The organism is Wolbachia endosymbiont (group B) of Xanthorhoe designata (assembly GCF_964028585.1).
Classification (GTDB): Bacteria; Pseudomonadota; Alphaproteobacteria; order Rickettsiales; family Anaplasmataceae; genus Wolbachia.
Genome location: NZ_OZ034794.1, coordinates 1211008 through 1225716, shown reverse-complemented (window position 1 = coordinate 1225716; position 14709 = coordinate 1211008). Strand labels below are relative to the sequence as shown.

At 33.2% G+C, this 14709-nt stretch carries 18 protein-coding genes, 2 other RNA genes and 2 pseudogenes; 17 read left to right on the top strand and 5 right to left on the bottom strand.

Annotated features, from left to right (window positions below; genetic code table 11):
- Positions 1–8 precede the first annotated feature (8 nt).
- The 6 genes and pseudogenes from ABWU64_RS06065 (at position 9) to ABWU64_RS06035 (ending at position 3045) form a co-directional block, all read left to right on the top strand.
- Positions 9–515 carry a hypothetical protein gene (locus ABWU64_RS06065; protein WP_341815646.1) on the top strand — a complete coding sequence of 169 codons (507 nt, stop codon included), beginning with the start codon at positions 9–11 and terminating at the stop codon, positions 513–515.
- 571 nt (positions 516–1086) lie between these two features.
- Positions 1087–1215, top strand: a complete 129-nt coding sequence (locus ABWU64_RS06055) for a hypothetical protein (RefSeq protein WP_353279524.1) — start codon at positions 1087–1089, stop codon at positions 1213–1215.
- Between the two features lie 52 nt (positions 1216–1267).
- Positions 1268–1402 (top strand): hypothetical protein, encoded by a 135-nt coding sequence (locus tag ABWU64_RS06050; protein ID WP_353279523.1) that lies wholly within the window; start codon positions 1268–1270, stop codon positions 1400–1402.
- Positions 1403–1427: 25 nt separating this feature from the next.
- Positions 1428–2211: pseudogene (locus ABWU64_RS06045) on the top strand (IS5 family transposase).
- A complete protein-coding gene (locus ABWU64_RS06040) occupies positions 2208–2684 on the top strand; it encodes a hypothetical protein (RefSeq protein ID WP_353279522.1) in 477 nt (158 codons plus the stop codon). Before ABWU64_RS06045 ends, ABWU64_RS06040 begins: the two are co-directional and overlap by 4 nt.
- Positions 2650–3045: a hypothetical protein gene (locus ABWU64_RS06035; RefSeq protein ID WP_353279521.1), complete on the top strand. Its 396-nt coding sequence runs from the start codon at positions 2650–2652 to the stop codon at positions 3043–3045. The genes ABWU64_RS06040 and ABWU64_RS06035 overlap by 35 nt, the downstream gene beginning before the upstream one ends.
- Here ABWU64_RS06035 and ABWU64_RS06030 read toward each other — a convergent pair.
- Both ABWU64_RS06030 and ABWU64_RS06025 read right to left on the bottom strand, forming a co-directional pair.
- Positions 3033–4331, bottom strand: a complete 1299-nt coding sequence (locus ABWU64_RS06030) for a bifunctional folylpolyglutamate synthase/dihydrofolate synthase (protein ID WP_015588147.1) — start codon at positions 4329–4331, stop codon at positions 3033–3035. The two genes, ABWU64_RS06035 and ABWU64_RS06030, sit on opposite strands and share 13 nt — an antisense overlap.
- The gene (locus ABWU64_RS06025; RefSeq protein WP_015588148.1) at positions 4328–4912 is read right to left on the bottom strand and encodes a phospholipid-binding protein MlaC; all 585 of its coding nucleotides are present in this window, start codon (positions 4910–4912) and stop codon (positions 4328–4330) included. Before ABWU64_RS06025 ends, ABWU64_RS06030 begins: the two co-directional genes overlap by 4 nt.
- A 115-nt stretch (positions 4913–5027) precedes the next feature.
- Between ABWU64_RS06025 and ssrS the strand changes: the two genes are divergently transcribed.
- From ssrS to ABWU64_RS06010, 3 genes are all read left to right on the top strand, one after another.
- A non-coding RNA gene (gene ssrS, locus ABWU64_RS06020) (6S RNA) lies at positions 5028–5189 on the top strand.
- A 17-nt stretch (positions 5190–5206) separates the two neighbouring features.
- On the top strand, positions 5207–5668 hold the full coding sequence (locus tag ABWU64_RS06015) for a type II toxin-antitoxin system RatA family toxin (protein ID WP_015588149.1): 462 nt from the start codon (positions 5207–5209) through the stop codon (positions 5666–5668).
- A 53-nt stretch (positions 5669–5721) separates the two neighbouring features.
- A complete protein-coding gene (locus tag ABWU64_RS06010; protein WP_015588150.1) occupies positions 5722–6414 on the top strand; it encodes a thioredoxin domain-containing protein in 693 nt (230 codons plus the stop codon).
- Positions 6415–6442: 28 nt separating this feature from the next.
- On the opposite strand, the gene ABWU64_RS06005 is transcribed toward ABWU64_RS06010, so the two are convergent.
- The gene (locus ABWU64_RS06005) at positions 6443–6721 is read right to left on the bottom strand and encodes a DUF2671 domain-containing protein (RefSeq protein ID WP_015588151.1); all 279 of its coding nucleotides are present in this window, start codon (positions 6719–6721) and stop codon (positions 6443–6445) included.
- Positions 6722–6971: 250 nt separating this feature from the next.
- On the opposite strand from ABWU64_RS06005, the gene ABWU64_RS06000 reads away from it, so the two are divergent.
- Positions 6972–7649: an O-methyltransferase gene (locus ABWU64_RS06000; protein ID WP_353279520.1), complete on the top strand. Its 678-nt coding sequence runs from the start codon at positions 6972–6974 to the stop codon at positions 7647–7649.
- Here ABWU64_RS06000 and ABWU64_RS05995 read toward each other — a convergent pair.
- Together ABWU64_RS05995 and ABWU64_RS06470 are read right to left on the bottom strand one after the other, a co-directional pair.
- Positions 7621–8274 (bottom strand): glutathione S-transferase family protein, encoded by a 654-nt coding sequence (locus ABWU64_RS05995; RefSeq protein ID WP_015588152.1) that lies wholly within the window; start codon positions 8272–8274, stop codon positions 7621–7623. The two genes, ABWU64_RS06000 and ABWU64_RS05995, sit on opposite strands and share 29 nt — an antisense overlap.
- Positions 8275–8477: 203 nt before the next feature.
- A pseudogene (locus ABWU64_RS06470) lies at positions 8478–8594 on the bottom strand (WPE palindromic element domain-containing protein); the annotation flags it as partial.
- A gap of 115 nt (positions 8595–8709) precedes the next feature.
- On the opposite strand from ABWU64_RS06470, the gene ffs reads away from it, so the two are divergent.
- The 7 genes from ffs (at position 8710) to dnaN (ending at position 14708) form a co-directional block, all read left to right on the top strand.
- Positions 8710–8808: signal recognition particle sRNA small type (gene ffs, locus ABWU64_RS05985), an RNA gene on the top strand.
- Between the two features lie 15 nt (positions 8809–8823).
- Positions 8824–10407, top strand: a complete 1584-nt coding sequence (gene dnaX, locus ABWU64_RS05980) for a DNA polymerase III subunit gamma/tau (RefSeq protein WP_353279519.1) — start codon at positions 8824–8826, stop codon at positions 10405–10407.
- A gap of 21 nt (positions 10408–10428) precedes the next feature.
- Positions 10429–10743, top strand: a complete 315-nt coding sequence (locus ABWU64_RS05975) for a YbaB/EbfC family nucleoid-associated protein (protein WP_341816075.1) — start codon at positions 10429–10431, stop codon at positions 10741–10743.
- Positions 10744–11079: 336 nt separating this feature from the next.
- Positions 11080–11766: a P44/Msp2 family outer membrane protein gene (locus tag ABWU64_RS05970; RefSeq protein WP_353279518.1), complete on the top strand. Its 687-nt coding sequence runs from the start codon at positions 11080–11082 to the stop codon at positions 11764–11766.
- 283 nt (positions 11767–12049) lie between these two features.
- Positions 12050–12943, top strand: coding sequence for an RNA polymerase factor sigma-32 (locus ABWU64_RS05965; protein WP_015588157.1), 894 nt, complete (start codon positions 12050–12052; stop codon positions 12941–12943).
- Complete coding sequence (locus ABWU64_RS05960) at positions 12936–13433, top strand: invasion associated locus B family protein (RefSeq protein ID WP_015588158.1); 498 nt, start codon at positions 12936–12938, stop codon at positions 13431–13433. The genes ABWU64_RS05965 and ABWU64_RS05960 overlap by 8 nt, the downstream gene beginning before the upstream one ends.
- Positions 13434–13544: 111 nt before the next feature.
- Positions 13545–14708, top strand: a complete 1164-nt coding sequence (dnaN, locus tag ABWU64_RS05955) for a DNA polymerase III subunit beta (protein WP_341815652.1) — start codon at positions 13545–13547, stop codon at positions 14706–14708.
- Position 14709 lies beyond the last annotated feature (1 nt).

Sequence of the window (14709 nt, the reverse complement as noted above, 5' to 3'; positions counted from 1 at the left end):
CTAAGTTTATGGGTTATGAGAAAGAGAGGCTTATTTACAGGAAAAAAATACGAACTTATTCAAAACGCTTAGTTACTGCACTATCTATTGCTTCTTTGAGTGGGTACATAGCAGCATTAGCCCTAAATATTTCTTCCTTAAGCTTGTACTGTACTATTGTCAGCACTATGCTAAGTGCACTTTCGCTTGCTTTAAATATATGGTCATTAACTGATCATTTTAGGCAGTGTGGCCTTAATAAGCAACTCGATACCTCTTGGCAAGATAAATTAATGAAGATCTGCCTCGACATTACATCTAACGTTTCATTTTTAATAGGAGGAATTACATCTATATTACCTCTTGAATTTCCTATTATCCCCTTTATTTCCGTTGCTTTTTTTATTCTAGGCTGTACCTTTATGGCAACTAATTTCATTCGAACTATGATTAGTCAGTCGCAAATAGATGAAACTAAAACCTCAAAGCTAGTGAACATTAACATCTGCAATAGCTCCCTGATTATTACATGTTAATAAGTTAGCTTATTTAACTTGACAAATTACGCCATCCCCCTTACTATGATAGCAAGAGTATTTATCCTTGTTTTTAATCTCCGCGGATTTAACAGCAAAATTCAGTAAAAAACTCAGATATTTATTGGCAAATTACATAAAAATTATAGCGGCTGCATGTCTTTTAAATTTTTTCTACATTCAGCCAAATCGCGCTTAAAATAAGCGTTAGCACATTATTATAACGCCAATTTAAATTATTATAGGGTCAAAACTCGCTATACGGGGGTTCTTTTGTCTTTTTTTTACTTAGTAAATTTCTTAATATTTGTAGCTAAAGTAATTCAGCGTGGGACACACAACCGCACTAACGTTTGTTTTTGAAGGTACTATTTATATGGTAGATGGTCACTGGAATCCAGCTTTTTCATAATCATCAAAACATTGATTACTTTTATACTCGTAAATTTAACTGGATCCCAGTGTCAGCTACTTGGATGACATCAAAGAGAGGGTACTGGGATTACACAAAAAGGGCTACTTAAGTGACAAGATAGATAGAACTGGCATGAATTGGATTTGAGTAACTCAAATGACCAATGAAAACTGTAACCCTAAACATTATTATGCACTAAATGATAATTTTCATACACTTGTCATGGCAGTCGTGAAAGAAATAATTCATACAATAAGCATGAATGAAAGAATTGACATAATTTAGAATTTTATATATTATAAAGTATTAATAGTTAGTTAATTTATTAGGTGGAGATATGGGATATAAGTTAAGAAAAAGAGAATACGATTATAATGAAAGTTTATTCAAAGAGATAGGCATTCAAGTACAAGAAGTAGAAGGTCGTAACTTCTTAGAGCCTGTACGTGATCTCAAAAAAGGGATAGAATGAGAGGATAAAGTATATAAAGTAGGATATGCGAAGTTTATATCCAAGTGATATAAGTCGAGAAAAGTTTGAGATTATTGTAGCAGATCTGGAGTCTTGCAGGAAGAGGACAAAGCCAAGAACACTTGATTTATATCATGTATTTTGTGGAGTGTTATACGTCTTAAAAAGTGGCTGCCAGTGGAGAATGTTACCAAAAGAGTTTCCAAAATGGCGGAATTGTTACGACTATTTTAAGAAGTGGAGTGAAAAAGCAGATGCAAATAAAGAAAGTGTTCTGGAGCTGGTATTAAAAAAAATAGTTGGCGTGGTCCGACAAAACAATGGTCGGAAAGAAAAAACCAGCTTCTGCATAATTGATGCACAAAGCGTAAAAAATGCAGATACTGCTGAAGAAAAAGGCTATGATGCAGGCAAAAAGGTTTCAGGAATAAAACGCCATATTGCGGTAGATACACAAGGTTTACCCCACGCAATTTATATAACAACGGCAGAAATAACTGATCGTAGTAGCGCTGTGAGAATGGTTAAAAATGCTAAAGAAAACCTATCTGAAGTTAAAAATATACTAGTTGATGCTGGCTACACAGGAGAAAATTTTGCAACACAGATGAAAGTAACTATTGGTGCAACTGTTGAGGTGAAGCGAATTACACACCTTTGTCGTATTGCCGAAAAGATGGGTTGTTGAGAGATCTTTTGCTTGGTTGCAAAAATGTAGGCGATTGTGGAAAAATTGCGAGCGGAAACTCAACACTAGCCTGCAAATGGTCGTTCTTGCTTTCGCTGCTTTGCTTCTGAAAAGATTATGAACAGGCTCTTAGAAATATCTAATATAATAGCAAAAAATTATAGAAGGTTATCAATAAAGTGTCACCCAGATAAAACAGGAGGTAGCGATGAAAAAATACAAGCCCTTAACAGAAATAAAGCAGCACTTTTGCAATATATTAAACCACTAAGTGGAAAGAATAAGGGATTAATCATTCCTGAGGAATGGAAAAGGTATTTACAATCAATTCAGCAAGGTCAGAATGATAAGCGTGCAGAGTATTATGCTGTTTTTACTCGGGTAAATATCCTACTGCTCATCTCGTCATTAGTGTCGTATATTTACTTGGCGGTTAAGCTATATAAGGCTGCTAATTTTACTGATGCACCTGGCATTTTGTTTAGTGCGACTCTAATAACATTTGTTACAACTTTTTTCTTATCTGTTTATTTGATAGCTTCTTTATTGAAAAAAAGCTATGGATTTGCAAAATCCTCAATGGGAACAAGGTGAAAATTTAGATCAAGAAGAGCTAAAAGATGAAATATCCAAAAGTAAAGCATTTAAATATCTAATTCTTACTTCCCAAATTTCAAATTATCTTCCTTCTATTTTATTAGTAGCAGGTTTGGTGTTACAGTGTCAATCTAGTTGCGTAGACAGTAAAATACTCATTGGATTTGCTACAGTACTAGGTTGTAGTTTATTATTACGCTTAGCAAGTGAAATCTACGAGAGGAAAGTTGTAGATCTTATAAAAACTGAAGGAATAGGTGACGAACAAAATGTACCTATAGGAGCATCAACCGAAAAGCCAAGCAGCATTGTAAATCCTGATGGTGCTTTTAACGTCTCGGCTCATCAAGTAGGTTGATTATTCTCCATACTCAAATCTCTGGCTAAAAATAACGAGCCACAGATTAGTATGGTTTTGACGTTTTGTATAGAAGCTTTTAGTATGTGATTTGATATAGCATCTCTGATTGATTCACATTCAATAGCATTTACTCCTATCTTATTAGCTCCTTCTCTGATTAAATCTGTACTTGTTGCTTTAGGTTCAGATTTAACACAAACGGCGCATAGTAGTTTGATGTATGGCTTTAAGTGCTCTAAGAACTCTGCAACGTTTCTGTTACGAGTAACACCAAAGATCATATAGATACCTTCAGCAAAATTGTCTCTTACCCACTTAGCTAACACTTTGGCACCATCATTGTTGTGCGCGCCATCTAGAAATAATTGCCAATCTTTTGGTAATAAAGAAATTAAATTACCTTCTTTTATGGACTCTAGCCGCGCAGGCCAATAAGTGCTCTGTAAACCTGAAGCAATGTCCTCTTCTCCAATATTAAATCCATACTTCCCACTCAAAATGCTACATGCTGCAATTGCGTTTCCTGAATTGATTATTTGATGATCTCCTTTTAAAGATGGCAAAGAAAATTCTATTGATTGAATAGTCGATTGAAAGACCATCCTGTTATTCTGTTTTTCGCAATTCCATTCAAGTCCTCCTCTATACAGAGGAGATTTCTTATTTATTGCATGATGTTCTAATGTGTTCGTTATAGATTTTTCTTGTGGTGCTATTACGCAAGGAACATTAGGTTTCATTATTCCAGCCTTTTCACCTGCTATGGTTTCTACGGTAGGACCAAGATATTCTGTATGGTCAAGTGCAATGGAAGTGATGATCGTTAGGATCGGATTATCTATAACATTTGTTGCATCAAGCCTTCCACCCATACCCACCTCCACTAAAGTAATATCCGCTTTATGACGAGCAAAAGCTAAGAAAGCTGCAATTGTTGTGGCCTCAAATAGAGTGATAGGTTGTTCCGCAACTGCTATACGGCATTCTTCCAGTGAGTTATGTAATTCACTATCATCGACATCATTGCCTGCAACAACTATTCTCTCATTAAAATTCACTAAATGTGGAGAAGTGTACGTATGAACTTTATACCCTGCTGCTTGCATTATATATCTTATAAATGATAGTGTTGATCCTTTGCCATTAGTGCCAGCTATGTGAATTATTGGCGGTATTTTTTTCTCGGGATTACCCAATTTATTTAGAAAACTTTTTATGCGATCAAGAGAAAAATCCTTTGGCCTACTGCCAATCAGCTTAGGCCAATGAGGCATGTATATCATAAATTATTGTTACGTTTTAATTCATCTATTACACTTGCCATGCCATTCGTGTCGATCTTTTCACTAAATTGAGAACGTTGATTAATAGCGATACTTATCCCACTCATTACAACGTCACTTATTAAGAAAGAGCTATCACTCTTAGTAACTTTAAAGTCAATACTTGTAAATTCCTCATCACCATAAGAAAGTCTTGTACCAATTAAACAAGTTTCATCATCAACTACCTTTGAGCTCATTATAATCATTTCACTATTATTTATGTATTTATACAAAATTTTAGTGCACAAACGCGCGAGATATACTTCATATTCTTTTAGAAACTCTTCTTTTTCTTTTTGAGTAGATAAATTCCAATATTTCCCTATTACAAATCGAGATATTTCTTTGAGGTTAACATTATTCTGAATGATCTTCCGAAGCTTTTCGTGTATATGTTCTGAATTTTTTCTATTCCCTTTCATAGACGTATTATCTACTTGCTGCTTCATGGCAAGCACAAAAGTTCTGTGACCTATACAACTCGCGTAAGCACTTGAGGATATTAAAATAAAAATGGTTAAGAGCTTAATAACATTCATAAGATGTATTTATTAGCTATGATACTTAAAATGCAAAATTTAACAAAGGCAAAATAATAGTCGCTAGCTCTAACATACCTATAGACATACTCTATATAAATAATCTATAATTAATAGGGGTCTATGCTATACGTTATGAGTTAAGTTAAATTTCCCGAGCGATAATTTCTGATCAAGGGGATTGCCTCTGTTAATTTCATTGAAATTAGTATGTGATACCCACCTTAACTTTAGGTCTCAGGAATCTACTAAGACTGACGGTAGATGTGGATCCCATTTTTATTATTCAGATTTATGTTACACCAATATAAAGAACAAGGTGTTTTTTTCTGTTCATCTCGTGAGATATTTCAAGTTGTAATTGACGTTGAGGAATATCCTGATTTTGTTCCTTGGTGCAAAGCTGTTTATATAAAAGAAAAAACTGATAGCCAAATGATTGTGGATCTCCTTGCAGCTTTTCATGGCATTAAAGGAAGTTACACATCAGAAGTGACCTCCCTTGCTCCAAATGGAATAAATGAAAGTTGGATAAAAGCTGTGTCCTCAAATGGAATATTTAAACATTTATACAACGAATGGAAATTCACTCCTATGAGCAAAAATAAAACTATGGTAGAGTTCTATATAGAGTTTGAGTTTAAATCCAATTTGTTTTCTACTTTATTAAACTCGGTGTATAAATATGCACAAAATAAAATAATTACTGCATTCAAAGACAGACTAGAAAGCCTTGCTAAACAAAAGTTATCTTGACATCACTTATATAAATGCATAAATTCTTTAATAAGTTAAGTATTTTCATTGTAATGATTTTTAGATTATTGTTCTTACTTATTTTTATAAGTGTTAGTTCTTATGCAGCTATTGAACAAAACTTACCCAACACTCAAAAAACTGATGAAATAACACCAAAAGAACTACTGTCCCTATTGCCTGATGATAAATTATTAGGAGATCGAAAAGCGCCAATTTTAGTGATAGAATACGCCTCGCTCACTTGTTATCACTGTTCTCTTTTTCATAAGAAAGTTTTTCCTAAAATCAAAGAGAAGTACATAGATACAGGTAAGATGTTATACATATTCCGTCATTTTCCTCTAGATTACAGAGGATTAAAAGCTGCAATGCTAAGTTATTGCTATGAAAAAGAAGAGGACTATTTTAATTTTAACAAAGCTGTGTTTAATGCAATAGACTCATGGAACTACTCTAATTTTAGTGATTTAACTATACTACAAAAAATTGCTGCACTAAGCAATTTGAAGCAAGATGTATTTAACAAATGCATTAATGATAAAAAGATGATGGACAAAATTATAAATGATAAATCACTTGCAATTAATAAACTTGATATCACAGCTACTCCTGTATTCATCATCAAGCTTAACGATGACAAATCATATGTAGAGAATGGTAAAATCAAACATGAAGGATATAGAGAGCTGGAATACTTCACTAATGTAATAGATGAGTTATATGGAAAAGCTATAGTGAAGTAATAACACTGTAGCTTACCATATAAAAACCCTATGCTGAATCATTATTTTTTGATACTGTTTGTTGCTTTTTACGCTCAAACTCTCTTTTTTTACTGTGCCAAGCATAATAATACATAGCAATTTTATTCTCTATTAATACTATCGTTCCATCATAAAATTGGACCATATCCATAACTTTTTTCTGAGCTTCGTTAAAGCGTTCTTTGTACTTCTCGCGATAAGCTGGATTGTGCAGTAATTTCACTCCTTCATTATTATTAGATTTCTTGCTTAACGTTTCAATTTCGTTAGCAATGTTATAAGACATATAACCCCCTCTAATTGATTATAAAAATTACATTTTAAGAGAGATGTAAATAAACGATCCCTTAATTCTAGTATAACAATTGGTTATTATACTAGTTAACCATAGTAAAATATATAATAATCTTTGTCACTTAAAATTTTACTTTATAAAATAACAACTTAAAATAAAAAATTTTATTATTCTTAACTCTATTGTTATATTTATAAATCTTATATAGATTAAACCTCCTTAGTTTATATTATAAAACTTAATGCGTCATAACTTTAGCAGAAAATCGTTGTACATAAGAAGCTTATTTGCAAAAGAGTATAAAAAAATAGAAGAACATTGTACTCTTGATAAGAAACAACGTATTCAAATCACTCCTGAAGAAGGAAAATTATTAAATTTATTTATCAAAATCCATAAAGTTAAAAGCATAGTTGAAATTGGCACTTTATATGGTTATTCGTCAATTTGTATGGTAAAAGCTTTACCGAAAGATGGTCATATATATACAATAGAAAATAATCCTCAACACTCAAGAATAGCAAAAAAAAATTTTAGTGCTTTTAATCTAAGTGATAAAATTACTCTAATAGAAGGTGATGCACTGGAAAAAATTAATGAATTATCAGCAAAGGCACCATTTGACATGACATTCATCGATGCTGACAAAAGTAGTTATCCTAAGTATTTAGATTGGGCAGAGTCATACATTAAACAAGATGGGCTAATCGTTGCAGATAACACTCTATTATTTGATACAGTATTTTTAGAATCTCCTCCAAAAGAAGTATCAAAAAAGTCATGGCATGCTATGAGAGAGTTTAACGATAGATTGTCAGATGAAAAAAAATATTTCTCCATATTGATTCCTACTGACGAAGGAATGACTGTAGCTTTAAAACTAACGCAAGTTAAAAATCAAGGTCAGCGTAATGTCTAGGGGGAGTTAAGCCAAAAACTCTCTCTAATAATATTTCGCGAAAACAAGGCCTTGATTTAACAATGGAGTACCATTCTTTTAAAATCTTACTTTTTTCCCATGGGAAACTATTTACGTAGTCTATTATAGAAATATGTGATGCTAAAGTAATATCGGCTAAAGTGAACTTATCGGTTGCAAGCCAAACGTTCTTGTTAATTAAGTGTTCGATGTATTCCATATGGTAAGGCAGGTTATGCTGAGCTGCATGAAGAAATCTAGAGTCAGGGCTGCGGTTAGTAATTACTTTTTCATTCATAATATACTTAGTAACTTCATTGTAAAATTTGCTATCGAACCAATTGATTAAAGCGCGTATTTTAGACTTAATAATAGTGGATGAACCAAGTAATTTGACGTCGCTATTGTAAGTCTCTTCTATATATTCACAAATGGCATTACTATCCGCTATTACAAAGTTATTATCTATTAATACTGGTACTTGTCCGATTGGATTGATCTCCATGAATTCATTCCGCTTTTCCCATGGATTTTCATATACCAAATCACAACTCAGCTTTTTTTCCTTGAGAAGAGCTCTAACTTTTCGTGAAAACGGACAAAGAGGAAAATGATATAAAATCATAATATTCCTCTTTTGTTATTCCAATGCCTATATGTTGTCATTCCAGTACGTGACATTGGAATCCAGCTTATTTCATTATGGACATTACTTTTAACATATACTCCTAGAATCCATTGTCCATTGTATAATTTCCAAATATTTTTATACTTGGATCCCAGTACAACTGTACGAACATTGTAGTTTGAGAGCAATCCCCACCGGAAGGGTGTCATTTCAGTGATTGAAACTGGAATCCAGTTCTTATTATACAACAGCCTAATGTATTCATTTAAAATTAAGTTTTCTGGATCCCAGTGTCTGGGCACTGGGATGACAGAAGAAGAGTATTTTAGGTAACAGCTGTTTATTCCAAAGTAATGTTGCAAAAGGTCTAACATATAAATTATAAGATTAATATAGAATATACCTTGCTAAAAAAAAAAAAAAGTATAACCTTTTATAAGGTATGCAGGCAAAAATTCTGTAACTTGGTCAGGTCAGAAATGAAGCAACCATATCAGAATCTTTTTGGGTTGCATACCTATTTGTACTATTTGTTTTATCTAGGCTATGAACATAGCATTAAAATATCGTCCTAGTAGCTTTAAAGATTTAGTAGGTCAAGATATATTGGTGCGTATACTAGAAAATGCTTTTACTCTCAACAAAATTCCACAATCTATACTGCTTTCTGGTAGCAGTGGAATTGGTAAAACCACCACTGCAAGAATAATAGCTTTATGTTTGAATTGCTCATTGGGGCCAACTTTTGAACCTTGTGGATCATGTACAAGTTGTCTGGCAATAAAAAATTCAAGCCATCCAGATGTAGTTGAAATCGATGCGGCAAGTCACACTAGTGTTGAGGATGTTAGAGCGATCTTGGGAGATATTTGCTATTTACCAATAAGTTCTAAATTTAAAGTTTACATTATAGATGAAGTACACATGTTATCCAGTAATGCATTTAATGCATTACTTAAAACTCTAGAAGAACCACCATCTAGCGTAAAGTTTATTCTAGCAACTACAGAAATAAAAAAGATACCAATAACTGTTATTGCACGTTGTCAAAGGTTTGACTTACATAACATTCCTTCAGCTAAGATAATGGAGCGTTTAAATGATATTGCACAAAAAGAAAATTATTTTATTGAAAAAGAAGCATCGGAATTAATTGCGCATCACTGTAGCAATTCAATGCGTAACGCTTTATTTTTGATGAATCAAGCAGTGCTATATAGCAAAGATGGTACAATATCCACTCAAAGTGTTACAGACATACTTGGTCTAGTAGATAGAAACGTTATATTTGATCTACTGGAAGCAGTATTAGATAGTGATTTACAGAAGGCTTTGTTAGTATTCGACAATGTGGTAAAAACAGCAAATCCGCTCAATATTTTTGAAGATCTACTGCAAACAATCCAGTTAATATGCCGTTTTTTAATTATAAAAGAGATTGATACAGAATATGAGAAGAGCAGAGTAAAAGATTTGAGTACAAAAAAGTCTTTAATATTTTTTTCGAGATTGTGGAAGGTGCTGCTTAAGGGTATTCAAGATATAAAGGTTTCAACATGCAATGAAATTGCCGCTGAAATGATATTAATTAGCCTTTGTTATCTTTCTGATTTGCCTTCTCCGGAACAGGTGATCAAAAAAATTCTTTCACAGAATGTAGAGCAAGGAAATAGACAGGGCAGACCTGTTGCACCTTCCCCCTCTGTCATCCAAGTAGCTGACTACTCGGATCCAAAAAAATATGTGGAAAAACCCCACTCTGTCATCCCAGTGCGTGACACTGGGATCCATGTGAAAAATAAACAACAAAATTACGATTTTGATAAGATTTTGCAACTATTAAGGCGGAGTAACCAAATTTATCTTTACAAACAACTGCGTAGTAATCTACAATTAATAGATTGTAAATTTGGGTATTTAAAATTAAAAGCTGTATCTAACTTGAATAGTAATTTTTGTAATGACTTGAAAAGTTACTTAAATCAAGCTACTAATCAGGAGTGGGTTATTATAGTTGATACGAGTTATATGAATAGGGAAGTGAGTAATTTAAATTATGCACCTGCAGTTAAGGATATATTAAATACGTTTAAAGGTGCAAAGGTAGTTAATATAGAAAATAAGGAGTAGGTTGTGGATTTCAGTCAAATAATGAAGCAAGCGCAAGAAATGCAAAAAAAGCTTGCGGAAGCTCAAGAAAAGTATATTGGAAAAGAGTTTCAAGGTATTTCTGGTGGTGGTAAAGTTTCTGTATTAGTGGAAGTGATAAAAATAGGTAGCTATAAAGCTAAAAAGGTAAATATAGACTTAGAGCTTATGAGAAATGAAGAAAAAGATATAGTAGAAGATTTAGTGACAGCAGCATTCAATGATGCCATCAAAAAAGCAGAAGAAGATATGGCAAATGCAACTTCTGATCTTGCAGGTATGATGGGTTTACCGTCTGGAATTAAACTTCCTTTTTAAATTTACTACTGAAGTTTGCCTTAATGCAGTAACTAAGCGTTTTCCTTTTATACTAGTACTTCCATGAAGTACATTCATATTACTGCATGAATACGAAGCAATTCACAATGATGAATGCAGATCAGAAGATAAAAAGACATTAGTGAAATAGGTGTCAGAAGATCAAGAGTAAAAAAAGTAGAGTAACTCTATTTATTAATTAATAAAATCTTTGTATTTTCCTAAAAGTTAGTTAAGATACAGAAGGTTTTGTGTTATTAAGTTAGCACTTGACTTAACTTTAGTTATTATTTAGACTGCTAAAGTGGAATTTTAATTTTTTTAACGAGGGCAATTATGCATTATAAAAAGTTTTTTTCGGCAGCTGCTTTAGTGACGTTGCTAAGCCTATCAAACTCTGCTTTTTCATCAGACCCTATTGGTCCAATAAGTGATGAAGAAACTAGCTACTATGTTCGTTTGCAATATAATGGTGAAGTTTTACCTTTTAAAACAAGAATTGACGGCATTGAATATAAAAAAGGAACCGAAGTTCATGATCCTTTAAAAGCATCTTTTATGGCTGGTGGTGCTGCATTTGGTTATAAAATGGACGATATCAGGGTTGATGTTGAGGGACTTTACTCACAACTAAACAAAAACGACGTTAGTGGTGCAACATTTACTCCAACAACTGTTGCAAACAGTGTGGCAGCATTTTCAGGATTGGTTAACGTTTATTACGATATAGCGATTGAAGATATGCCTATCACTCCATACGTTGGTGTTGGTGTTGGTGCAGCATATATCAGCAATCCTTCAGAAGCTAGTGCAGTTAAAGATCAAAAAGGATTTGGTTTTGCTTATCAAGCAAAAGCTGGTGTTAGTTATGATGTAACCCCAGAAATCAAGCTTTATGCTGGTGCTCGTTATTTTGGTTCTTATGGTGCTAGTTTTAATAAAGAAGCAGTATCAGCTACTAAAGAGATCAATGTCCTTTACAGCGCTGTTGGTGCAGAAGCTGGAGTAGCGTTTAATTTCTAGTCTGTTTCAGTCTTGTCATCCCAGTGAGTTTTTCTTGTCATTCAAGTAGCATGACACTGGGATCTAGAAAAAAGAAATGTGGATTCCAGTGTTTGAGCACTGGAATAACACATTATTTATTTAATGTAGTTTTTATCGTTACACGCTAGCAATTTTAATGCTACATTTAGGTAGCTGTTGTTAAGATCTCAACTAGATATAAAGTTATGCTTTTTTAATTAAAGCTTGAATTTTTTGCTGAAAATCAATATATTATATACATGGAGTTTTAATTTAAGTTGTTATGTTGGCCCCAGTAGCAAATTTATGTGTTAATAGTAGCACTAATCTCATGCAATATATTGCTGAAGTGCGAAAATTTCCTATGCTTTCCCAAGAAGAGGAAGTGCGATTAGCAAAAAATTGGCAAGAATACCAGGATATTTCTTCTGCTCACAGGTTGATTACTAGCCATTTGAATTTGGTAGTAAAAATTGCAATGAAATTTAAGAATTACGGTCTATTGTTGATGGACCTGGTCATGGAAGGAAATATGGGTTTAATGCATGCAGTGAAAAAGTTCAATCCCGATTTAGGGTTTCGTTTTTCAACTTATGCAGTATGGTGGATTGAAGCTTCAATGAAAGACTTTATATTAAAATCTTGGTCGCTTGTAAAAATAGGTACAACGCAAGCACAAAGGAGATTGTTTTTTAGTTTACGTAAAATAAAAAAAAGAATTTTACAATACACAAACAGAGAAACTTTGAGTAACGAAGAAATAAAAGCAATATCAAATGAGCTTTCTGTATCTGAAGAAGATGTTGTACAAATGAACTATCGTTTGGCTTGTAAGGATCAGTCGTTAAATAATTGTATAAAAATAGGTGATGATTCTAAAAAGGAGCTACAAGACATGATTCCATGTAATTCAATTAGCCAAGAAGTGACTTATCAGAATCATGAAGAGAAAACATTAAAAGAAAAAATTTTAAGCAATGCACTGGCAAGTCTTAACGAAAGATCAAGGGACATTTTTATTAACAGATATTTGTCTGAGAATACTCAAACTTTGGATGAGCTTAGCAAAAAATATTGTGTTTCAAGAGAAAGAATAAGACAGTTGGCTGAGCAAGCGATGAGTAAGGTAAAACAACATATAAAATCAGAGAGTTTGAAATTTGGTTTGCATGCGTAGTCTTTTCGTATTTCTAATATTTTTTTCAATAGGCACTATTGCATCGATTAGTAACGTGCAACTGAGTGAAAAATATAAAGATTGGCTTGTGTATACTGCATTGGAAGATGGTGAAAAAGTGTGTTACATTGTGTCCTACCCTAAGAAAAAAAGTGAACACTATACAGCAGATCGCAAGCCGTATGTAATGGTCAGTTACGTTGATAAAAAAGCAGATGAAGTAAGCGTCACTTCTGGCTTTCAGTATAATAATGAGCCTGTAGTTCTCAATGTTGACAAGAAAGCTGAATATCAATTACCGGTAATACAGAGAAATTTTGCGTGGTCAGAAAATACAAAAACAGACCAAGATTTAATTCTAAAAATGAAGCAGGGATTATCAATGGTAGTTAATGGAAAAGTAAAAACAGCAAATGTTGATGATACTTATTCCTTGCTTGGATTTCAAAAAGCGTACCAAAAAATGCATGATTTATGCCATACAAAGTAGATTATTGATCGCTAAAGTATAAGATAGGCTGTTTTATCTCTCAGATAAAAATATGAATAGCACTTTACATAGAATATGAATATCATTTAAAATATACTTTTGAGAATTGGTATGTCAGAAATTGTGGATGAAAGGCAAGCGGTAGTTGCAGATAAAAAGCAAGCTATATGTGAGCAAATGCGTTTTAGCGTTGGCCGCCCAAGTCTTTTAAATACGCTATCCAGAGTGAGCGGGGTGGTTGAAAGACGAAACGCGATAGATGTTTTAGCGTGTATAAATATCAAAGCACAACATGGCAGCATAAAGCTAAAGGCTACCGATCTTGACATTTCAATATTTGCCTCACTTGCTGCAAATGTATCAGCAGAAGGAGAAGTAAAAATCTCAGCACATACTTTACATGACATAGTGAAGAAGTTGCCAACTGATTTGGATGTCCATTTCGAAATGAATAATCAAGGAAAATTATTGATATCCTGTGGAAATGCAAATTTTTCTTTACCGAACGTAGTTTCAAATAACTTTCCTGTCCTTGAAGAAGGTGATCATCAATACGATTTCACTCTACTAAGTGCAGATTTGGTAGACTTATTGACTAAAACGAAGTTTGCTGTGTCGCTAGATGATACAAGGTATAATTTAAATGGGATATATCTGCATACAGACGAGCAATTTCTGTACTGTGTTGCAACTGATGGCCATCGTTTATCACGTATAAAAAGGCCTAAACCTGAAGATATCAACGGTGAATTTGGGGTGATTATTCCACGTAAAACTATCATGGAATTGTTGAAAGTATTGGGTGATTGTAATGAGATTAATATAAAGCTTTCAGATAGAAAAATCAAATTTACATGTGGTGAATATGTTCTAATATCAAAATTGATAGATGGGACTTTTCCAGATTACAAAGCTGTTATCCCGACGTCTCAAGATAAACAAATGATTGTTGAGAGTAGTAAGCTTGCTAGTGTTATAGACCGAGTTTCCGTTGTTGTGTCCGATAAAATAAAATCAATTAAATTTTCATTGCAAGAGAATTTATTAACTCTACATTCAAATTCCCAAGAGTGCAGTGATGCAACTGAGTCTATAGAGGTGGATTACGATGGAGCTCTTATGGAAGTAGGATTTAATTCTCGTTATTTGCTTGATGCTTTATCTTGCATAAAAAATAAATGTAAGATTAGCTTATCAGATGGTAATAGTGCTACAATTATCACTGATGAAGATGATCAAAGCGCACTATATATAGTGATGCCAATGAGGACTTAAG